This is a genomic window from Bacteroides sp. AF25-5LB (assembly GCF_003602965.1).
Classification (GTDB): domain Bacteria; phylum Bacteroidota; class Bacteroidia; order Bacteroidales; family Bacteroidaceae; genus Bacteroides; species Bacteroides uniformis.
The window spans coordinates 52,406-74,822 of record NZ_QTMC01000015.1 but is presented as its reverse complement, the minus strand read 5'-3'; the positions used below and the strand labels follow the sequence as shown (position 1 = coordinate 74,822).

Below are 22,417 nucleotides of genomic sequence, written 5' to 3'. Positions count from 1 at the left end.
GGGGCTTTTGTCCCTCTAAGGTAGGAGGAATGATGCGTACGGGAGGCATGACAAAAGGTTTACTGGGTTTCATAGGGGGTGTTTGGAGTTATATACAGCGTCCGAAGGTACCGCCGGCGAAAGCAGCAAGGACTCCTAATGTGATACTTAACAAGGTATATAAGGCAAACATTCCGTAGAATCCTTGCTTTATCAGAATCAGTCCGTCATTGCTGAAAGTGGAGAAGGTGGTGAATCCTCCGCACAGACCTGTAGTCAGCAACAGCCGTATTTCGGTAGAAAGGTTGAAACGGGCAGATAAGGTATAAAATAGCCCGATGAGGAAACTTCCGAGGATATTGACTGTGAACGTAGCCCATGGGAAAGAGTAGGGGACGATGCGCTCGTGGAGCATCATCTGTACGCAGTAGCGCAGTACGCTGCCGGTACCGCCGCCAAGGAATATAGCTATCAGTATTTTGTCCATAGGATGTATAGGTATGGTTTTTGATTGCAAAGGTAATCACTTTTTGTATGCCAGGCTATATGGTAAAGTCTGTCTTTTGTATCTATGGCACCGAAATTTGTTGTTCGCGTTCTATATCTTGCATCTTGAAATATGGGTGGGCTGGAGGCAACCCGGAAAATTCAGGAGTTCAATGGTGTTATTTCGGTTGTAGCGCTTACGGCTAATGTTTTTGTTCAAGGGAAACTGGCTTTCATGCAAACGTTTGCCGACAAATCATCATAATTTTAATTTAATTGCGTCAGAGCGTATTTCTTTCCTGCTTATATTTGCATTTGGAACATAATTTTATAAATATAGCATGAGAAACATGAAAGCAATCTGTACAAAATTAGCCTGCTTCCTGCTCGTTTTGTTGGTGAGCGGCGTAGCAATGGCAGAGAGTATTACCTCTCCCAACGGACAACTTCAATTGAATTTTTCGGTAAATGCGCAAGGCGAACCCGTTTACGAACTTTCTTACAAAGGAAAGCCGGTGATTAACCCTTCCAAATTAGGACTCGAACTGAAGAACGACCCCGGTCTGATGAATGGCTTCACGATGGCGGATGCAAAGACTTCCACTTTCGACGAGACTTGGGAACCGGTATGGGGTGAAGTAAAGCAAATCCGTAACCACTACAATGAGCTGGCTGTGACGCTCAACCAAAAGGCGCAGGATAGGAACATCATTATCCGCTTCCGTTTGTTCGACGATGGTATGGGCTTCCGCTATGAATTCCCTTTGCAGAAGAACCTGAACTATTTCGTGATTAAAGAGGAGCGTACTCAGTTTGCCATGACTGGCGACCACACTGCCTTCTGGATTCCGGGCGACTACGATACGCAGGAATATGACTACACAGAATCCAAACTTTCTGAAATCCGCGGGCTGATGAAAGGGGCCATTACGCCTAACTCTTCGCAAACCCCGTTTTCGCCCACCGGTGTTCAGACTTCTTTGCAGATGAAGACTGCTGATGGTTTGTACATCAACTTGCACGAGGCTGCTTTGGTGGATTACTCTTGCATGCACTTGAATCTGGATGATAAGAATTTTGTTTTTGAATCTTGGCTTACTCCCGATGCAGTAGGCGATAAAGGTTATCTGCAAGCTCCCTGCACGTCACCGTGGCGTACGGTTATCGTAAGCGACGATGCTCGTGACATCCTTGCCTCTAAAATCACGCTGAACTTGAACGAACCTTGTGCTTACGAGGACGTTTCCTGGATTAAGCCCGTGAAATACGTAGGTGTATGGTGGGAAATGATTGCAGGTAAGAGCACCTGGGCATATACAGACGACCTTCCCTCCATCAAACTGGGTGAAGTGGACTACTCCAAAATGAAGCCCAATGGCCGTCACGGTGCCACTAACGAAAATGTAAAAAAGTACATCGACTTCGCAGCCGAGCACGGTCTGGACCAAGTATTGGTAGAAGGCTGGAATGAAGGCTGGGAAGACTGGTTTGGCAAATCCAAGGATTATGTATTCGATTTTGTGACCCCTTATCCCGATTTCGACGTGAAGATGCTGAATGAATATGCCAAGAGCAAAGGCGTGAAGCTGATGATGCATCATGAGACATCCGGTTCGGTGCGCAACTACGAACGTCACATGGACAAGGCCTATCAGTTTATGGTGGATAATGGCTACAATGCCGTGAAGAGCGGATATGTAGGTAATATGATTCCCCGTGGTGAACATCATTATGGGCAATGGCTGAACAACCACTACCTCTATGCCGTGAAGAAGGCAGCCGACTACAAAATTTGTGTAAATGCGCACGAAGCTGTACGCCCTACCGGTTTGTGCCGTACTTATCCTAACTTGATTGGCAACGAATCTGCACGAGGAACTGAATATGAGGCATTCGGCGGTAGCAAACCGTTCCATACCACATTGCTTCCATTCAACCGCTTGATTGGCGGTCCGATGGATTACACACCGGGTATCTTCGATACCAAACTTGACTTTATGGGCGATTTGCCCCACGGACAAGTGCAGACTACACTTGCCAAGCAACTCGCTCTGTATGTAACTTTATACAGCCCGTTGCAGATGGCTGCCGACTTGGTTGAGAACTACGAAAAGCACATGGATGCTTTCCAATTCATCAAGGATGTGGCAGTAGACTGGGACGACAGCAAGTACATTGAAGCAGAACCGGGTGATTACATTACCGTGGCCCGTAAGGCAAAAGGAACCGGCAACTGGTTTGTTGGAGGTATTACAGACGAGAATGCACGTACAGCCAACTTTACGCTCGATTTCCTTGAACCGGGCAAGCAATACGTAGCCACTCTCTATGCCGACGGTAAAGATGCTGATTACAAGGAGAACCCTACTTCTTATCAGATAAAGAAGGGTATCGTAACCAGCAAGACCAAAATGTCCGTGAAGGAAGCGCGTAGCGGTGGTTTTGCATTGAGCTTGATTGAAGCAACTCCGGCTGACAAGAAAGCTGTGAAGAAGTGGAGATAATTTAGGGTAGAAAGAGTTTTTATTAGGCATTAGTGAGGCCCCGCAGAAGTCCAATCTTTGCGGGGCTTTTTTTGTGTTAGGGTAAGCTCATTCTTATACCGTAAAAATAGCATCAAGACCCGAGTTTTTGGTAAGTCCGTTCTTTGGGGAAACCTTTATTTTTGCACTCAGATAACAGATTGCATAATCATTAAAAATCAGAGATATGAATACGGATAAGAAAATCAGTCGTCGGGAGGCTTTAAAGCGTATGGGATTTGCCGTGATGAGCGGTGCTATCGCATCTTCCGGCCTACTCTCGTTGGCATCCTGCGAAACAAAAAGGAGTAAGCGTATCATCTTTTATTTTACCGGAACGGGTAACAGTCTTTACATCGCCCGTCAGTTGGCTGGAGAGAACGCAGAATTGTTGAGTATCCCTCAGATGGTGAAACGGGGGAAGTATGAATTTGAGGCAGATGAAATCGGCATCGTTTATCCCATCTACGGTCATATGCCTCCCTATATGGTACGGCAGTTCATTCAGAAAGCAAAACTGAAGGCAGAATACAAGTTTGCTGTCCTCACCTATGGTGCAAGGAAGTGCGATGCGGTAGAGATTTGGGACCGTATATCCCGTAAAGCCGACAATGCGTTCGACTATATCAGCACTATCATCATGGTGGATAACTGGCTACCCAACTTCGACATGAACGAGCAACTCAAGATAGACAAGCACATCCCCGAGAACTTGCAGAAGATAACGGCAGATATCAACAGTCGGCAGCATTGGCACGAACCGGTGACGGAGGAGGAACGGCAACAGCACCAAGGTTTTATGCAGCGGAGTGGACTCGACCCCGAGGTGGGCTTCCTGATGAAAAGCGAGAAGTTCTTTACCGTGACTGATGCTTGTATTGACTGTGGCATCTGCACCTACGTTTGTCCGCGCGGCAATTATGAGCTGACGTCGAGAGGAGTGAAGACGTCCGGTGACTGCGAGTTCTGTTTTGCCTGCATACAGAATTGTCCGCAGAAGGCTATTCAGTTCATAAAGCAGGAAGATGGCTCTTTTCCTGACGGAACGGAGAAGAACCCCAATGCCCGCTATCGTAATGAGCATATTTCGCTAATAGATCTGAAACGGGCAAACAATCAAAAACTATAATCATTAACCTCTGTATTTTGTCGGATTTACACCCAGATGTTGTTGTACGTAACGGCTAAAATAAGCAGGAGAGGAAAAACCGAACATATCGGAAATACGGACGAACGTTAGTGATTTGTCGCGCAGCAAACGCGAGATGTCGAGTGTGGTATAACGGTTTATCCAGTAGTTTGCTGTATAACCGCTTACTTTCTTGGAAACTTCCGAAAGATATTTGGAGGTGACACATAGGCAGTCGGCATAATAGGTCACTTCACGATGCTCGCGGAAAGTTCCGTTCTCCAGCATGTTGAGGAAATGGCTCATGATGGAAGCATTTTGTACAGAGATATTGTCCTCGCCATATAGATGGGAGTGGAAATCGAAGAAGTCGAGTATCAACATCTGTGTGGAGGCGATAAGCATATCGCGATGGAAATGATGGTCTGTATTCCGGAGTCTGTATTCCACTTGTTCAAAATCCCGGAGACATAGCTCTTGCTGTTCGGTAGTCAGGGACATGATAGGATTGAGAAATAGGGAAAGTTGCCCTTTCATGCCGTAGTTGTTCTGTGGTGTACTCAGCACCACAAAGCCCGATGCGATATAGATGACCTTTACGCGAAAATCTTCTGAAGGTTGAATTTTCTCTACCAGTTTTCCTTTGCGGACAATCATCAGGTCGCCGGCACGTAGCTCGCGCTCCTCTCCATTGTACTTCAATCGGCAGATTCCTGACAGACAGAGGGCGTGTGCAAGATAGCCACTGTATGCGTCCGTCCCCAGACCTTGAAGAGTATCGGCTATTATAATATTTGCGGTTTCTCCCATTATACAGTTGTTTGGTTTCGATCACAAAAGTATATGTTTCCAATAATATAACTTCTATTGTGGGCAAGAAATATATTGCCTTTTTTATTCATTTCAAATCTGCCCGAATTTCGCAAATTCTTCATACCTTTGCATCCGTTAATTTTAGAAACCAATAACAAAACAGAACTTATGGGAGGTTTTTTCGGAACAGTCGCCAAGGCAACAAGCTGTGTGGCAGATTTGTTTTACGGCACAGATTATAATTCACATTTAGGGACAAAACGTGGTGGGTTGGCTACATACGATGCAGAAACGGAGCAGTTTACCCGTTCCATTCACAATCTGGAAAGCACTTATTTCCGCACGAAGTTTGAGGATGAACTGGATAAGTTCAAAGGAAATTCCGGAATAGGAATCATCAGTGACACAGACCCTCAACCCCTTATCCTTAACTCCCACCTCGGTCGCTTTGCCATTGTAACGGTAGCCAAAATAGTAAATCTGCAAGAACTGGAAACAAAACTGTTGGCCCAAAACATGCACTTCGCCGAACTCAGTTCGGGCAAAACCAATCAGACGGAACTTATCGCCCTCCTTATTATACAAGGAAAGACATTTGTCGAAGGAATTGAAAATGTGTATAAGCATATCAAAGGTTCCTGCTCCATGCTGTTATTGACGGAAGACGGCATCATTGCCGCTCGCGACCGCTGGGGACGTACTCCGATTGTGATTGGCAAGAAAGACGGAGCGTATGCCGCCACAAGTGAGTCGAGCAGCTTTCCGAATCTTGGTTATGAGATAGACCGTTATTTGGGACCCGGAGAGATTGTTCGCCTGCGTGCCGATGGTGTGGAACAGATGCGCAAGCCTGATGAGGGAATGCAGATTTGTTCCTTCCTATGGGTATATTACGGTTTCCCCACTTCCTGCTACGAAGGTAAGAATGTGGAGGAAGTGCGTTTTGCCTCCGGTTTCAAGATGGCACAGACAGATAAGTCAGAGGTGGATTGTGCCTGCGGTATTCCTGATTCGGGTGTAGGTATGGCGCTTGGGTATGCCGAAGGTAAAGGAGTTCCTTATCATCGTGCCATTTCCAAATATACTCCGACTTGGCCTCGTAGTTTTACTCCCAGCAAGCAGGAATTGCGTTCGCTGGTGGCAAAGATGAAGCTGATTCCCAATCGTGCCATGCTCGAGGGTAAGCGTCTGCTGTTCTGTGATGACTCTATTGTCCGGGGGACCCAGTTGCACGACAATGTGAAGGTGCTGTATGAGTATGGTGCCAAGGAGGTGCATATCCGGATTGCTTGTCCTCCATTGATATATAGCTGCCCGTTTGTAGGATTCACGGCTTCCAAAAGCGACATGGAACTGATTACCCGTCGTGTCATCAAGGAACTGGAGGGTGACGAGAATAAGAATCTCGATAAGTATGCCACTACCGGCTCACCCGAATACGAAAAGATGGTGGACGTTATCCGCGAGCGTTTCGGACTTTCATCCTTGAAGTTCAATACGTTGGAAACTCTGGTTGAGGCTATCGGATTGCCTAAGTGTAAGATATGTACGCATTGTTTTGATGGTAGCAGCCATTTTTGATTGACATTTTGTCCTTAAGAAATAAAAAAGAGGCGTGAATTGCTTGGCAGTTCACGCCCCTTTTTTTATCTTTACAGCACAAAATAGTGGTTAATGATTAGTGATTAATGATTAGTGATTAATGATTAATGCCATTCGGATAATGCTTTTCGCCAATTACTAATCACTGACCATTAATCACTAACCATTAATCACTAATCATTATTCATCATGACTTTAGTAGAACGTTTTTTAAAGTACGTAAGCTTCGATACTCAGTCCAGTGAAGAGACTGAGATTACTCCGAGTACTCCGGGGCAAATGGTGTTTGCCCGGTATCTGAAAGAAGAATTGGAAACTTTGGGTCTGGAAGAAATCACGTTGGACGAAAATGGTTATCTGTTCGCCACTCTTCCTGCCAATACAGACAAGCCGTTGCCCGTCATCGGCTTTATTGCCCACATGGATACAAGCCCCGATATGAGTGGCAAGAATGTTTCTCCGCGTATCGTGCAGAATTATGACGGTAAGGACATTGTTCTTTGCGCCGAAGAGAATGTGGTTCTTTCTCCTGCCCAGTTCCCCGAACTGCTCGACCATCAAGGGGAAGATTTGATTGTGACCGACGGCAAGACCTTGCTTGGTGCCGATGATAAAGCCGGTATTGCCGAAATTGTATCGGCGGTGGTATATCTGAAGGAGCACCCCGAAATCAAGCACGGTAAAATCCGTATCGGCTTTAATCCGGATGAGGAAATCGGTCTGGGTGCCCATAAGTTCAATGTAGCGCAGTTCGGCTGCGAATGGGCCTATACCATGGATGGCGGAGAAGTGGGTGAACTTGAATTCGAGAACTTCAATGCGGCCTCTGCCAAGATAAGCTTCAAGGGACGGAATGTGCATCCGGGCTATGCCAAGAATAAGATGATTAACTCTATCCGCGTTGCCAACCGTTTCATGTCCATGCTTCCGGCTGACGAGGCTCCGGAGCATACCGAAGGTTACGAAGGTTTCTATCATCTGATAGGTATTACCGGCGAGGTGGAGCAGACAACAGTCTCTTACATTATCCGTGACCACGACCGCACCCGCTTCGAAGAGCGCAAGAAGGAGATGGAACGTCTTGTGGCAAAAATCAATGAAGAATACGGTCCGGGTACCGCTACTCTGGAACTTCGCGACCAATACTATAATATGCGCGAGCAGATTGAACCGGTGATGCATATCATCGACACCGCTTTTGCCGCCATGAAGGCGGTAGGTGTAGAGCCTCGTGTAAAAGCCATTCGCGGAGGTACGGACGGCGCCCAGCTCTCTTTCAAGGGCCTGCCTTGTCCCAATATCTTTGCCGGTGGCTTGAACTTCCACGGCCGCTATGAGTTCGTGCCTATCCAGAACATGGAGAAAGCCATGAACGTCATCGTCAAGATTGCCGAGCTCGTAGCAAGCAAATAGATAATTCATAACTCATAACTCTAATAGTTCCATGAAAACCACTCCGTTTACCGAAAAACACATCTCGCTGGGTGCCAAGATGCACGAGTTTGCGGGATATAATATGCCTATCGAGTATTCCGGCATCATTGACGAGCATCTTACAGTATGTCAGGGTGTCGGTGTATTCGACGTCTCACACATGGGAGAATTTTGGGTGAAAGGTCCCCATGCTTTGGACTTTCTGCAGAAAGTGACTTCCAATAACATAGCTGCCCTCACACCGGGGAAAGTACAGTATACCTGCTTCCCAAATGAAAATGGAGGCATTGTGGACGACCTTCTGGTCTATCATTATGAGCCGGAGAAATACCTGCTTGTCGTGAATGCGTCGAACATTGAGAAAGACTGGAACTGGTGTGTGTCTCATAACACGGAAGGCGCTGAATTGGAAAATGCTTCCGAGCACATGGCACAGCTTGCTGTGCAAGGACCGAAGGCTATTCAGGCTTTGCAGAAGCTGACTTCCATTAATCTTTCCGACCTTCCTTACTATACTTTTACCCACGGTGAGTTTGCCGGAGAAAAGGATGTCATTATCTCCAATACCGGATATACCGGTGCGGGTGGTTTTGAGCTTTACTTCTATCCGGAGGCTGCCATGAAGATTTGGGATGCCGTGTTCGAGGCAGGCGCGGAGTTCGGCATTAAGCCAGTTGGTCTGGGTGCACGTGATACGCTTCGTCTGGAAATGGGCTTCTGTTTGTATGGCAATGATTTGGATGACACCACTTCGCCCATTGAAGCGGGTTTAGGATGGATTACCAAGTTTGTGGAGGGAAAGAACTTCACCAATCGCCCGATGCTGGAAAAACAGAAAGCGGAAGGCACTACCCGTAAGTTGGTGGGATTTGAGATGATAGACCGCGGTATCCCCCGTCATGGTTACGAGCTGTATAGTACAGACGGTATTGCCATCGGTGTGGTTACCTCCGGAACTATGTCGCCTACCCGTAAGATTGGTATCGGAATGGGGTATATCAGACCCGAATACAGCAAGGTCGGTACGGAAATCTGCATTGACATGCGGGGACGTAAGCTGAAAGCTGTGGTTGTGAAGCCGCCGTTCCGCAAACAGTAGTTTGAATAAATGACTGAGAATGAAGAATTTGGCTGCGCAATGATGCCGCATGACAAATTCTTCATTCTTTATTCTTAGTTATTCCTTTCTCTATATTCTGCTTATCCTATCCAGCATTTGGTTTGCCCAACCTATCTCTTTATTGGTCCATTCCTTTTCGGTTCCTTCTATGCCCTGGCCTTCGTAGGCCGAAAGCAAGATGATGTATTCTTTCAGTATATCGGTGGCTTGGGCTTGTTTGTTCATGCGCATCAATAATAGTATTTTTTGTTTATATATGTCCAGATTGGGGCTTGTTCCTGCCATCTCCTGGGCTTTATCAAGCATGGCGAGGCAGCGGTTGTTCACTTCTTCCGTATTAGACAGTGCCATTTCCGCTTTTACCAGGATGATGTAGTCATTGTCCGTGGCTAGTCTGTTGTCAATGTTCTTGCGTATCAGCCGGGCAGTTTCCTTATAGCGCTTGTTGGCGTAGTTCATACTTGCGTTGAAAGAAACGACATCGCTGGTAGTCCGTAGGTAGGGGCGGGCACTCAAGCTATGGGATTCACCGGCCTTTTCTATACGCTTTTGCAGGTCGCCGATGCTGCCGTAGCGAGGAATGTCCTTGTTGCGCTGGTGCAGGTTGTAATACCCTATAATTTTACTGAGGGCCGATGCGATTCCGTCGGGATTATAGCCCTTGAATGCCAGAAGTTGGCGCGCAAGGCGGTCTGAAGAGATTTCCTGGGAAGTTTTGTATTTCATCCCCAACCGGTCCGTTGCCGGAATGCTCAAAAGGGAAGCGATGGCTCCGATATCTGCCACCAGACTGACGGCATAAGCATCTTCATTATCGTCCCAGTAGGCCACATCGAGGGCTGCGCTGGCGGTAGTGGCAAAGACATCTGCCCAGAAAGCCGCACGCTTGGCACGCCGTTCGGCACGGTAAATGTTGTTTACCTGATGGTCGAGGACGAAATGCCCCAGCTCACATGCGATGACGGCAGCCAGTTCGTCTTCGGAATCAAGAGTGCAGAGGAGGCCCGTACTGATAACCATGGAGCCGTTGGGAAGCATGAAGGCATCTGGTTCGGGCGACTGGATGATACGTATGTTCAGGCTCTCTCCACGATTGCTGTCAATGGTGGTGGCATTCAGTTTGGAGAATATTCCTTGTACGTACGAGGTTATGTAGTCGTCCTGATAGGCTATCTCGTTCAGTTTATCGAGATAGTCCAGGCATTCTTCGTCGATTTCCTGGCGCAGTTTGTGCTTGTAACCGCGGTCGTTGAAATATTCGTAAAGATGATTCTTCAGGTATATTTGCTGCCAGAATTCCCGGTCCGTTTCCGGAGCGGATATGGCAATGATACCCATCTCATCCGAAGGAATGGTCTCTTGTATGCCGTTCACTTCGACGGCATAGTAAATGTTGTCGCTGTTTTCACCGGGATTGTTCATTTTGACAACCCGGCGGATAATGACCGGGGTACCGGCGGGAGATTGCTGGTACTCTTTTGTCAATTCTCCTTTGATGGCGATGTTTCCGCTTAAGTCCTTGTGCTTGGGTTTGGCAAATCCTGCCGTTGTGACAAGGATTGTCAGGATGAATAGGGTGGCGAGTCGTTTCATGATTATGGTATGTTTTCGGTTTCGATGATACAAAAATAGGAAAGTGTTTTTCCCCTTTCTTGTTTTTTCCCCTATTCTGTGATAGGAGATTCCCTATTTATCGCTCAGCGGGAGGCAGAAACAAAAAAGGGAACCTTTCAGTGAAAGACTCCCTTTTTTCAGTTTGCTTGAAACTGATTATTTCTTACGGTTACCGTAGCGGCTCATGAACTTATCAACACGACCGGCGGTGTCAACCAGCTTAGACTTACCTGTGTAGAACGGGTGAGAGGTGCTGGAGATTTCCAGCTTTACCAGCGGATAAGTTTCACCTTCGAATTCGATAGTCTCTTTCGTGTTGCAAGTGGAACGAGACAAGAATACATCACCATTTGACATATCTTTAAATACTACCGGACGGTAATTTTCAGGATGAATACCTTTTTTCATTTTGATATTTTCTTTTAAAAATTTATATTCTGTTACTATTTTGGTAATAAATAGTGTAATGGTCTTCTTTTCAGAGCGCAAAGATAGTGCAAGTTGGAGACTCTACAAAATAAATTCAGATTTATTTTTATTTAGTAGGTTTATCGCATTTTATTTCTGATTTTTGCAGGACTTAATCTTGTGAATTTATGAGGAAACTACTTGTCTTATGCTCTTTCTGGCTGTGCGTGGCAACGCTGGGGGCACAAAATGCGGAACGGAAACTGTATAGTGTTGCGTTCTACAATCTTGAGAACTTATTTGATACGATTCATGATGCAGGTAAGAATGACTATGAGTTCCTGCCTAACGGCAGTTACCAGTGGACGGCAAAGAAGTATGAGTCCAAGCTGCAGAACCTTTCCAAAGTGTTGGGGTCCCTTTCGCGTGATTTAGTGCCGGAAGGTCCGGCATTCATCGGTGTGGCAGAGGCAGAGAACAGCCGGGTGCTGGAAGACCTCGTGAAGCAGCCGGCCATTTCCAATTATGAGTTCGTGCATTATGAAGGACCGGACAGACGGGGTATAGACTGTGCCTTGCTGTACGACCCGAAGCAGTTCAGCGTTACCCACTCGAAGTTGGTGCTTTCTACTCCTTTTGAGGGGGATACGGTGCACTTGACGCGCGGCTTCCTGATTGTGGACGGACAACTGGCGGGAGAGCGTGTCTGCGTGATAGTGAACCACTGGCCCTCCCGTGGGGCGAAGTCACCGGTGCGTGTGCATGCAGCCAGGCAAGTAAAGGCCTTGAAGGACTCTCTGATGCGTAGCGACAAGAAGCTGAAGCTCATCGTGATGGGGGATATGAATGACGACCCGATGGATGAAAGCATGGAGGTGCTGGGTGCACGCAAATATCCGAAGCAGGTGAAGAAAGGCGAACTCTACAATCCCTGGTGGGAGACACTGGAAGACAAGGGAGTGGGGACATTGCTCTATCGGGGCAAGTGGAACCTGTTTGACCAGATTGTCATTTCGAAACCGTTGCTGAAGGCTAAGAAAGGGTTGCGCTATGATCACAATGAAGTTTTCATCCGCGATTATCTGATTCAGCAGGATGGCAAATACAAAGGTTCCCCCTTGCGTACGCATGGGGGCAGGACTTGGCTGAACGGTTACAGTGACCATTTGCCGACCATCATCTATCTGAAAAATTAGTATTACATAATAATGTGTAAACAGATGCCGGAGAGCAAACATGTTCTCCGGTTTTTTTGTTGATAGAAGTATAGATGGCAAAAGTATGGCTGGCAGAGATAAATGCAAAGAGTTTGTAATATAGAGATTACAATAATCTGTTAAATGAAGCCAATAGCTTTAAAATAGAATGGATTTGGTAGGATGAGCCGGATATTTTATTCCCGTCAAGTTCTTTACTTTAAAGGATAATGATTACTTTTGCGTAGAATTTTAATTCACTAACAATAAAATTTAAACAAAATGGTTAATTACAAAGATTTAGGACTGGTAAACACAAGAGAGATGTTTGCTAAGGCTATCAAAGGTGGATATGCTATTCCGGCATTCAACTTCAACAATATGGAACAGATGCAGGCTATCATCAAGGCTGCAGTTGAAACAAAGTCTCCGGTTATTCTTCAGGTATCTAAGGGTGCCCGTCAGTATGCCAACGCTACTCTGTTGCGTTACATGGCTCAGGGTGCTGTTGAGTACGCTAAGGAATTGGGTTGCAAACATCCTGAAATTGTTCTTCACCTCGACCATGGAGATACATTCGAAACTTGCAAGAGCTGTATCGACTCCGGTTTCTCTTCAGTAATGATTGACGGTTCACACCTTCCGTACGAAGAAAACGTTGCACTGACTAAGAAGGTAGTTGATTATGCTCATCAGTTCGACGTAACTGTAGAAGGCGAACTCGGTGTATTGGCCGGTGTAGAAGATGAAGTTTCTGCAGAACACCATACATATACTAATCCTGAAGAAGTTATTGACTTCGCTACCCGTACAGGTTGCGATTCACTGGCTATCTCAATCGGTACTTCTCACGGTGCATACAAGTTCAAACCCGAACAATGCCACGTTGACCCTGCTACCGGTCGTCTGGTTCCTCCTCCTCTGGAATTTGCCGTTCTGGATGCTGTAATGGAGAAACTCCCGGGATTCCCCATCGTTCTTCACGGTTCTTCTTCAGTTCCTCAGGAAGAAGTTGATACTATCAACAAGTATGGTGGCAAATTGGAAGCTGCTATCGGTATTCCCGAAGAACAGTTGCGTAAGGCTGCCAAGTCTGCTGTTTGCAAAATCAACATCGACTCTGACTCACGTCTGGCTATGACAGCTGCTATCCGCAAGACATTTGCTGAAAAACCGGCAGAATTCGACCCGCGTAAGTATCTGGGCCCGGCTCGTGACAATATGGAAAAACTGTACAAGCATAAAATCATCAACGTGCTTGGTTCAGAGAACAAATTGGCTCAACTGGACTAATCGAAAGATAATCCGAATATAGTGTCAGCCCTTGCAATATTGATGTTGCAAGGGCTGATTTGTTATATATAGGCCGGTGTTGTGGGATGGTTAAGTTCGCCGGTTATTTCAGAAGCGGATGTTTCAACGTGTACAACAGTCTGTTTCCTTTAACAAAACAGTCTGTTTCCCTTAACTGAACAGTTTGTTTCAATAAAGAGAACACTTCGTTCCAATATGCAAAAACACTTCGTTCCAATACGTAAGAACACTTTGTTTCTACATATCTGAACACTTTGTTTCTCTATACTGGAACAAGGTGTTCACCGTTATGAACTAACAGATTAGCTATATTTGAGACCGGTGAAAAGCATATCCCCGTGACACCTATTCCATACTAAAAATCCCTTGCAGATGGCTGGCAGGAGAAGTGTCTGCCAGCTATCTGCAAGGGAGATTTGCAAGAATGAGCTCTCTGTGTGGAGTACGCGTTATAATTCTATCACTAATGATTCTCTGGGGCCCATCTTCAGCTCTTCACCGAAGGTGATGGCTTTGCCGCTAAGAATATCTTTTCCCTGCTTGCTGTCTTTCAGGATTTCCTTGTAGAATTTTAAAGGAACGGTGGTCTCTGCATCTGTACCGTTCAGCATCACGAATACCGTCTTGCCTTCGTACTGGCGTGCGTAGGCATAAACACCATTCTGTACCATGAACTGCACCATGTTGCCTTTGGCAATCACATCGTTTCCTTTACGCCAGTTCAGGATGGTCTTGTAGAAGTCGTAGCACTCGTTCTGTATCTTGGTACGTCCGGCTGGTGGGGTCAGTGCGTTTGTTGCGTCACTGGTCCATCCGCCGGGGAAGTCCTTGCGGACATAGCCGTCGCTCTTGCTCTTCACGCCATTCATCATGACTTCCGTTCCGTAGTAGAGTTGCGGAATGCGGCGGGTGGTAAGCAGCAGGGTAGAGGCTTGCTTCAGCATCGGAAGGTTGTTGCCTTCGCCCAGGAAGCGGTCGGTGTCGTGGTTTTCGATGAATGCCAGTACGGAAGCGGGGTTGGGGTAGAGGAAGTCGTATACGAAGTTATTGTATATGCGGTCCAGTCCCTTGAACCAAGTTTCGGTCTGTTCATTCTTGGCGGTGTTTATCTTGTCAAAGAAGCTGAAGTCCATAACGGTCTTGAGGTTACTGTTCTTGGGGGCTGATAGCTTGGAATCCTTCTGCCACCAGGCGGTGTAGGCGGGTTCGGTAACCCAGGTCTCGCCCACGGTGTTGTAGTTGGGATATTCTTCGTTGAGCTCTTTCATCCAGTTGCTCATGGCATCATAGTCGGCATACGGGTAAGTGTCCATGCGGATGCCGTCGATGTTGGCGAATTCAATCCACCAGAAACTGTTCTGTACCAGGTAGCGGTAAACGTGAGGGTTCTTCTGGTTGAGGTCGGGCATGGAAGGTACGAACCAGCCGTCGTTCATCTGGTCGGCATCGTACTGGGAAGTATAAGGGTCTACGTGCGGGGTCAGTTTGAAGGAGGTCTGCACGAAGTTGTTTTCGTGGTCGGGGTTGTTGAACCAGTCTTTGGAGGGCATGTCCTTAATCCATACATGCTCTACGCCGCAGTGGTTGAAAATCATGTCCATTACGATTTTGATGCCGCGTGCATGGGCTTTTTCAATCAGTAGCTTGTATTCTTCGTTAGTACCGAAGCGCGGGTCTACCTTGTAGTAGTCTGTGGTGGCATAGCCGTGATAGGAACCGCCGGTCATGTTGTTTTCCAGTACCGGAGTAAACCAGAGGGCTGTGACGCCGAGGTCGGAGAAGTAGTCCAGGTGTTGTTCGATGCCGGCAAGGTCACCGCCGTGGCGTGCATTGGGGTCATTGCGGTCTATCTTGTACTCGGCCATGCCCGCAATCTGGTCATTGTCCGGATTGCCATTGGCAAAGCGGTCGGGCATCAGCAGGTACAGTGCGTCGGAGGCGTCGAAACCTTTATGTTCGCAACCTTTCTTGTTGCGTGCCTTCAGTTCATATTCCTTTACGAGTTTCTTTTTTCCTTCAGTGAAGGTGAGGTTGAATTTGCCGGGTTTTACATCCTTGTCCAGTTTCAGATAGACCAGGAGGTAGTTGTTGCTTTCCAGCTTGACGGTGCTGCTCAATGAGACGCCGGGATAATTGACGGATACTGCCGCGTTGCCGATGCCTTCGCCATAGACCATCAGCTGGAGTTCCGGGTTCTGCATGCCGGTGTACCAAAACGGAGGGTCGATTTTGTTCACATTCATAGCTGCATACGTACTGAGGGAGAGTAAGAGTGTTCCCAAGATTAAGAATACTTTTTTCATGATAGTAACTTTACGGTTAATTTTTGCGCTAATTTAAAACAAATAACGGAGAAAGTTAATCTTTCTCCGTTACTGTACCTTATTATATTATGCAAACGTTTTCATTGGGGCTATTTGATGGGGGTTACGCTGGCGGTATCGACCTTTCCCTTGAAGAAGTCCTCTTTCTTGCGCTTTTCTCTGATGTCCTTCAGCCAGTTTTCGGCGGCATTGTATCGGTTGTCTTCTCCGATGATGGGAACTCCGTCCGCATCTACTTCCTGCACTTTGTCCTTGCTGTTTTTCGGACGGGTTTTCAGGTATGCCGTCAGGTATCTCTCTGCTTTGGACACATCTTTCAGATAGTAATAATAGACAAAGGCTGCGTCGTAGAGCAGTTTGTGTTTCTGTCGGTCGTATTTTTCATATTGTGTCAGGAGGGCGTTTGCCTGGTCGGTGTATTGAAATGCCATCTTGTAGCAATCCGCAAGCCCCACATATAGGCGGGACATAATACTGTCGTTGGGCATGGCGAGGCTTACGGCAGTTTCCAGATAAGTCACTCCATCCTCTTTCCATGATGTTTTGGAGCAGGCGCGTCCCAGATAATAGAGAACGTTGATGTTGCTATTGTCATCTTTAAGAGCCCTTTCCAGCAGGTCGTGTGCAGGGTAGAAGTCTTCGAGGGCATAGTAGCTGATTCCGGCGTAGAAGCAGGTTTGGAAGGAGCTGTCCTTTTCCTGCAACAGTTGTTCATATCTTTCTATTACTTTGGGGTAATCTTTGTTCAGACAATAGGCTTGGGCATTGATGCGGTTCACAAGGACGTTGGTGGAGTCTATGGAACGGTATTTCTCCGTTATGCTTATGGCGTCTTCATACTGGTGGCCTGCTACATAGATGTTGCCGAGTTTGGCAGCAGACAGGTAATCATTGGGATATCTTTTCTGTATGTCCAGATAGGCATCTATCACATGCATGATTTCTGTGTTGTCATAGACTTGCCCCATACTTTCGGCTCTAAGGTGTAGTACATAGGCGGAACTGTCCCTTTCTGCCAGCAGGTTACTTTCCTTTAGAGACTCACGGTATCTCTTCATGTTCATCAGCAGACTGATATACTGGATGCGTGCGTATTTATTGTCCGGATTTATGTGGAGCGCATTCTGGTAGTAATCCAGTGCCTCGCTATATTTGGCAAGTGATTTGCAGCATTCGGCAGCTTCAATGTATGCCCGGGGATTGAGAGAATCCTGAGCTACGACTTCCTGAAATACGCTTAGGGCTTCAAGGTTATTGCCCAGCCCTTTCAGCGCTTTCCCTTTTTGGTAGAGTAGGGGGACGGTCGGGGTTTCTTGATCGATCAGCATCAAGGCTGTTTCATAATCGTAGTTGGTCATCGCCTCTTGAATGGGATTTGTGGTCTGTGCCGCCAGAAGTGAACAGCATGCACTGAAACATAAGGAGATAAAAAGCTTTCGCATACAGTATATCATTTATATGAGGTTAAACTGACTGCAAGTTACTAAAAAGAATGTATTTACGAAATAATCGTAATCTGTTTTAGATAGATTAACGAAAAAGCCCCTCCAAAAATGATGGAGGGGCTTTAAAATAGTTCGGAATTCAATCCGGATAACGGAATGAATAAATGTATTACATTAAGAATCCCAGCAGGATACCTGCTGCTACAGCGGAACCGATTACACCGGCAACGTTCGGGCCCATGGCATGCATCAGCAGATAGTTGGTAGGATCGTATTCCAGACCTACTACTTGGGAGATACGTGCAGAGTCGGGTACGGCAGATACACCGGCATTACCGATCAACGGATTAATCTTGTTGCCCTTCTTCAGGAAGAGGTTGAAAATCTTCACGAAGATGACGCCGGATGCTGTGGCAATGACAAATGATAAGGCGCCCAGACCGAATATCTTGATTGAATCAAGGGTTAAGAACTCGGATGCTTGCGTAGAAGCACCTACTGTCAAACCAAGCAGAATAGTAATGGTATCAATCAGCGGACCACTGGCTGTGTTTGCCAGACGACGTGTAACTCCACTTTCTTTCAGTAAATTACCGAAGAACAGCATACCCAGCAAAGGCAGACCGGATGGTACAAGGAATGTGGTCAGTAACAAACCGATAATCGGGAACATTACTTTTTCCGTATGTGAAACCACACGGGGAGGTTTCATACGGATAAGACGTTCATTTTTACTGGTCAGCCAACGCATAATAGGCGGCTGTATCACCGGTACTAATGCCATATATGAATAGGCTGATACCGCAATGGCACCCATTAAGTTAGGAGCCAGTTTGGAAGAGAGGAAGATGGCAGTCGGACCATCGGCACCACCAATGATACCGATTGCACCAGCCTGCATCGGGTCAAATCCTATGGCAAGGGCAATCATATAAGCACCGAATATACCGAATTGGGCTGCTGCACCAACCAACATTAATTTGGGGTTCGATATCAAAGCGGAGAAATCCGTCATGGCACCGATACCCAGGAATATGAGTGGCGGGTACCAACCGGAGGTTACTCCCTGGTACAGAATATTAAGTACGGAACCTTCTTCATAGATACCGACTTTCAATCCGGCTTCCATATTGAAAGGTATATTACCAATCAGCATACCGAAACCGATAGGAATTAATAGCATCGGCTCAAATTCCTTGGCTACAGCCAAGTATATGAAAAACAAACCTACCAGAAGCATTACCACATGTCCTACCGTTGCATTGGCAAAACCTGTATAAGTCCAGAAGTCGGCAAGGTTGTTTCCTAAAAATGTGATAAATTCTCCCATATTATTCAATAATTACGAGGTCAGTACCTTCGAGAACAGAGTCCCCTTTGTTTACATTGATGGCTGTAATCTTACCGTCTTTATCAGCATTGATATTGTTTTCCATCTTCATGGCTTCCAGAATGATGATAACTTGTCCCTTCTTTACTGTATCGCCGACATTTACTTTGATATCGAGGATTACACCGGGAAGCGGAGATTTTACACCTGACTTGCCGGTAGAAGCAGCGGCCGGTTTTACTACCGGAGTAGCAGGAGCAGCAGGAGCGGATGTGGCTGCCGGACGTGCTACCGGTTTAACGACTACCTTCGGTGCTTTTTCCATTTCAACTTTGTAGGGAGTACCGTTCACTTCTACGTGAGCGATGTTGTCTTCAATATCTCCAATGGCAACTTTATATACGTTACCGTTAATTTTATATTTATATTCTTTCATCGTTTTATTTTATTATGGGTGACTTACTTTTTGTGAGGAGTCTCACGCAACGTATAAATCTTTGAACTCCACGGTGAGTAACTGCGTTTTACACGGGTAATGGTAAGTATCGTGTCTTCCACATCGTGTACATCGCTTTGGAATTCGTGCATGGCCATTGAAATGGCAGCAAAAACTTCTCCCGGAGCCTGCCCCAGTTGTTTCTCTTTTGCTTCTTGTTTATCAGTAATACCTTTAGCTTTCATGGCATTGCGTTTGCTGAGGTTAACTGATATTTTACCTATAATCTTGAAGGAGATGTAGAGTAATATCAGCCCGCAGAATACAACGCTCATGGCAGAAATAGCCATACCGATACCTACGCTGTCATGCTCTTCGAATTTTTCCATTTTGGCATTGCTGTCGATAGTCTTGTTGTTGGTACTCGGAGTGACATATTTATCTTCGCTTCCACCCTTTACTTCCCATTGGTCGGCTGCATCACTGACACGGGCATAGGATTGGTTGGCTTTTAAAGTACCGGCAGGCACTATGACTTGATCAAGCAATTTCTTGCCGGAATCATACAACCCAATCCAGTTGGCATTTGTGGCATCCAGTTTGAAGTTCGTATGAAATGTACCGCGTCTTGGTTCTCCATCAGCCCAGAAAAGTGCATGCTGACGTGGTTTTATGAGTGTCAGAACGTCACCTTTGGGAATGAAATAACTGGCAGTATCACCCGGCTGGCTGCTGAATTTCAGATAGCAACCTGCAAGGTCGGCGCTGCCGTATGATCTGTTGAATATTTCAATCCATGCGCTGTGCACACCGTAGTCATCCTGATAGTTGCTTTCGTTGTTGACCAGCACTTCATTCAGCAGCAGTTTGTTGTTCGATTTCTGTTCTTTGCAAGAAGAGCAAAAGCCTAACACCAGCATCAATGAAAGGAATATTCCGATTTTTGTTTTATTCATAATCGTTCTTGTTTTAGTGTGAAAAGCTTGATTACAAGGGAATATTACCATGCTTCTTAGCCGGGTTAGTCAATTTCTTGGTTTGCAACTGTTGCAGGGCACGAATGATGCGGAAACGTGTGTTACGCGGTTCGATAACATCATCAATGTAGCCATATTTAGCTGCATTATAAGGATTGGCAAACAACTTGGTGTATTCAGCCTCTTTTTCAGCCAGGAATTGAGCCGGATTTTCCTGCTCTTTGGCTTCGCGGGCATATAATACTTCTACAGCACCTGCACCACCCATTACAGCGATTTCAGCAGTAGGCCAAGCATAATTCATGTCGCCACGCAGCTGCTTACAGCTCATCACGATGTGCGAACCACCGTAGGATTTACGCAGTGTGATGGTAACCTTGGGTACAGTAGCTTCACCGTATGCATACAGCAGTTTGGCACCGTGCAGGATGACGCCGTTGTACTCCTGGCCGGTTCCCGGAAGGAATCCCGGTACGTCTACCAATGATACGATAGGAATATTGAAGGCGTCGCAGAAACGGACGAAGCGTGCGCCCTTGCGGGATGCGTTGCTGTCGAGCACACCTGCCAGATACTTCGGCTGGTTGGCAACAATACCTACGGACTGTCCGTTGAAACGTGCGAAACCGATAATGATATTCTTTGAATAATCTTTTTGGATTTCGAGGAACTCACCATTATCTATGATAGCACCAATTACCTCGTACATATCGTACGGCTTGTTCGGGTTATCAGGAATGATGTCGTTCAGGGAATCTTCCAGACGGTCGATAGGGTCTGTACAGTCTACATAGGGAGCTTCTTCCAGATTGTTCTGGGGAATGTAGCTCAACAGTTTGCGGATAAGGGCCAAACCTTCTTCTTCTGTCTGTGCAGTAAAATGAGTAACACCAGATTTGGTAGAGTGAACGCTCGCGCCACCCAGGTTTTCCTGGCTTACGTCTTCTCCGGTTACAGTCTTTACTACCTTCGGACCGGTAAGGAACATGTAGGATGTACCTTCCATCATCAAAGTAAAGTCTGTCAAGGCAGGAGAGTAAACGGCGCCACCAGCACAAGGACCGAAAATGCCGGAAATCTGCGGAATGACACCCGAAGCAAGTATGTTACGTTGGAAGATTTCAGCGTAGCCAGCCAAGGCATTAATACCTTCCTGAATACGTGCACCGCCCGAGTCGTTGATACCGATACACGGAGCACCCATTTTCATGGCTTGGTCCATAATCTTACAGATTTTCAGAGACATGGTTTCGGACAGTGAACCGGCAGAAACTGTGAAGTCCTGTGCGAAGATATAAACCAGACGGCCTTCGATTGTACCGCAACCGGTTACTACACCGTCACCGGGGTAGTGTTTCTTTTCCATGCCGAAGTTGGTGCATCTATGTTCTACGAACATGTCCATTTCTTCGAAACTGCCTTCGTCGAGAAGCATGGCTATGCGCTCGCGAGCTGTATATTTACCCTTCTCGTGTTGCTTTGCAATCGCTTTTTCACCACCACCGAGACGTGCTGCAGCGCGGCGGTCTATAAGCTCTTTAATCTTTTCAAGTTGATTACTCATGAATTTATATTCTTTAAGTGTTTATACAATTTATGATTTGATGATTTTACAGTCTTGCTTATTCCGGTTTCTCGCAAAGCTCGGTCAGGACACCGAGAGTTGACTTCGGATGCAGGAATGCAATGTTCAGACCTTCTGCACCTTTGCGGGGAGCTTTGTCTATAAGGCGGATACCTTTTTCTTCGACTTCGGCAAGCACACCGGCCACTCCGTCTTCAACGGCGAATGCGAGATGATGCATGCCACCGTTACCGTTGTTCTTTTCGATGAACTTGGCAATTGTGCTTTCGGGAGAAGTAGGTTCCAACAATTCGATCTTTACATCGCCCACTTTCAGGAAAGCGGTTCTAACTTTCTGATCTTCCACGGTTTCGATGTTGTAGCATTTCAAACCTAAAACGTTTTCGTAGTACGGAAGGGCTTCTTCAATGCTCTTAACGGCAATGCCCAGATGCTCAATGTGTGAAATCTTCATAACTATATAAATTAATGTTAGTATTGTATCCTTTTTAATAAAGGTATAAAGCAGCACAAAGAAAGAGAATTCTTCCTTAATAAAGAAATTTTTCATCAATTAATTAATGGTTAATTGAACTTTAGAAGGATTTTTTCAGACTTTAGATAGAGACCGGTTGTTTTCTTGATATCGTCCGCTAACGGACATCCCCACTGTCCGAAAATGAACACTTACCCCTCTATGAAACCTTTCCGGCCACTTGGCACA

Annotated in this window: 18 protein-coding genes; 7 read left to right on the top strand and 11 right to left on the bottom strand. The window is 46.3% G+C overall.

Going from position 1 to position 22,417, the window contains the following annotated elements; all coding sequences use genetic code 11:
- Positions 1-88 precede the first annotated feature (88 nt).
- Entirely contained in the window at positions 89-466 is a 378-nt protein-coding gene (crcB, locus tag DWY57_RS15720) for a fluoride efflux transporter CrcB (protein ID WP_117600732.1), read from the bottom strand.
- A gap of 340 nt (positions 467-806) precedes the next feature.
- Between crcB and DWY57_RS15715 the strand changes: the two genes are divergently transcribed.
- Both DWY57_RS15715 and DWY57_RS15710 read left to right on the top strand, forming a co-directional pair.
- Entirely contained in the window at positions 807-2,969 is a 2,163-nt protein-coding gene (locus DWY57_RS15715) for a glycoside hydrolase family 97 protein (protein ID WP_005826812.1), read from the top strand.
- Between the two features lie 205 nt (positions 2,970-3,174).
- Positions 3,175-4,116, top strand: coding sequence for an EFR1 family ferrodoxin (locus tag DWY57_RS15710; protein ID WP_016273355.1), 942 nt, complete (start codon positions 3,175-3,177; stop codon positions 4,114-4,116).
- 3 nt (positions 4,117-4,119) lie between these two features.
- On the opposite strand, the gene DWY57_RS15705 is transcribed toward DWY57_RS15710, so the two are convergent.
- Positions 4,120-4,926, bottom strand: coding sequence for a helix-turn-helix domain-containing protein (locus DWY57_RS15705; protein ID WP_117965509.1), 807 nt, complete (start codon positions 4,924-4,926; stop codon positions 4,120-4,122).
- A 171-nt stretch (positions 4,927-5,097) separates the two neighbouring features.
- On the opposite strand from DWY57_RS15705, the gene DWY57_RS15700 reads away from it, so the two are divergent.
- The 3 genes from DWY57_RS15700 to gcvT all read left to right on the top strand — a co-directional run bounded on the left by DWY57_RS15700 (position 5,098) and on the right by gcvT (position 9,064).
- On the top strand, positions 5,098-6,510 hold the full coding sequence (locus DWY57_RS15700; RefSeq protein ID WP_005826808.1) for a hypothetical protein: 1,413 nt from the start codon (positions 5,098-5,100) through the stop codon (positions 6,508-6,510).
- Positions 6,511-6,720: 210 nt separating this feature from the next.
- Positions 6,721-7,944, top strand: a complete 1,224-nt coding sequence (gene pepT / locus DWY57_RS15695; RefSeq protein ID WP_005826807.1) for a peptidase T — start codon at positions 6,721-6,723, stop codon at positions 7,942-7,944.
- Between the two features lie 31 nt (positions 7,945-7,975).
- Positions 7,976-9,064, top strand: coding sequence for a glycine cleavage system aminomethyltransferase GcvT (gcvT, locus tag DWY57_RS15690; protein ID WP_005826806.1), 1,089 nt, complete (start codon positions 7,976-7,978; stop codon positions 9,062-9,064).
- A 90-nt stretch (positions 9,065-9,154) separates the two neighbouring features.
- Here gcvT and DWY57_RS15685 read toward each other — a convergent pair whose 3' ends face one another.
- Together DWY57_RS15685 and DWY57_RS15680 are read right to left on the bottom strand one after the other, a co-directional pair.
- Positions 9,155-10,678: a M48 family metallopeptidase gene (locus tag DWY57_RS15685; RefSeq protein WP_119962041.1), complete on the bottom strand. Its 1,524-nt coding sequence runs from the start codon at positions 10,676-10,678 to the stop codon at positions 9,155-9,157.
- 177 nt (positions 10,679-10,855) lie between these two features.
- The gene (locus DWY57_RS15680) at positions 10,856-11,107 is read right to left on the bottom strand and encodes a type B 50S ribosomal protein L31 (protein WP_005835945.1); all 252 of its coding nucleotides are present in this window, start codon (positions 11,105-11,107) and stop codon (positions 10,856-10,858) included.
- Between the two features lie 188 nt (positions 11,108-11,295).
- On the opposite strand from DWY57_RS15680, the gene DWY57_RS15675 reads away from it, so the two are divergent.
- Together DWY57_RS15675 and DWY57_RS15670 are read left to right on the top strand one after the other, a co-directional pair.
- A complete protein-coding gene (locus tag DWY57_RS15675) occupies positions 11,296-12,303 on the top strand; it encodes an endonuclease/exonuclease/phosphatase family protein (protein ID WP_119962040.1) in 1,008 nt (335 codons plus the stop codon).
- Between the two features lie 282 nt (positions 12,304-12,585).
- The gene (locus DWY57_RS15670; RefSeq protein WP_005826798.1) at positions 12,586-13,596 is read left to right on the top strand and encodes a class II fructose-bisphosphate aldolase; all 1,011 of its coding nucleotides are present in this window, start codon (positions 12,586-12,588) and stop codon (positions 13,594-13,596) included.
- A gap of 470 nt (positions 13,597-14,066) precedes the next feature.
- Here the strand turns inward: DWY57_RS15670 and DWY57_RS15665 are convergent, their stop codons facing one another.
- The 7 genes from DWY57_RS15665 to mce form a co-directional block, all read right to left on the bottom strand.
- The gene (locus DWY57_RS15665; RefSeq protein WP_119962039.1) at positions 14,067-15,920 is read right to left on the bottom strand and encodes a glycoside hydrolase family 13 protein; all 1,854 of its coding nucleotides are present in this window, start codon (positions 15,918-15,920) and stop codon (positions 14,067-14,069) included.
- A gap of 110 nt (positions 15,921-16,030) precedes the next feature.
- Positions 16,031-17,383, bottom strand: a complete 1,353-nt coding sequence (locus DWY57_RS15660) for a tetratricopeptide repeat protein (protein ID WP_119962038.1) — start codon at positions 17,381-17,383, stop codon at positions 16,031-16,033.
- A gap of 172 nt (positions 17,384-17,555) precedes the next feature.
- On the bottom strand, positions 17,556-18,716 hold the full coding sequence (locus DWY57_RS15655; protein WP_005826789.1) for a sodium ion-translocating decarboxylase subunit beta: 1,161 nt from the start codon (positions 18,714-18,716) through the stop codon (positions 17,556-17,558).
- Between the two features lies 1 nt (position 18,717).
- On the bottom strand, positions 18,718-19,152 hold the full coding sequence (locus DWY57_RS15650; protein ID WP_005826788.1) for a biotin/lipoyl-containing protein: 435 nt from the start codon (positions 19,150-19,152) through the stop codon (positions 18,718-18,720).
- 23 nt (positions 19,153-19,175) lie between these two features.
- A complete protein-coding gene (locus DWY57_RS15645; protein WP_008663742.1) occupies positions 19,176-20,108 on the bottom strand; it encodes an OadG family transporter subunit in 933 nt (310 codons plus the stop codon).
- Between the two features lie 31 nt (positions 20,109-20,139).
- Complete coding sequence (locus tag DWY57_RS15640) at positions 20,140-21,693, bottom strand: acyl-CoA carboxylase subunit beta (RefSeq protein ID WP_005826784.1); 1,554 nt, start codon at positions 21,691-21,693, stop codon at positions 20,140-20,142.
- A gap of 58 nt (positions 21,694-21,751) precedes the next feature.
- Complete coding sequence (gene mce, locus DWY57_RS15635; protein ID WP_119962058.1) at positions 21,752-22,168, bottom strand: methylmalonyl-CoA epimerase; 417 nt, start codon at positions 22,166-22,168, stop codon at positions 21,752-21,754.
- Between the last annotated feature and the right edge of the window lie 249 nt (positions 22,169-22,417).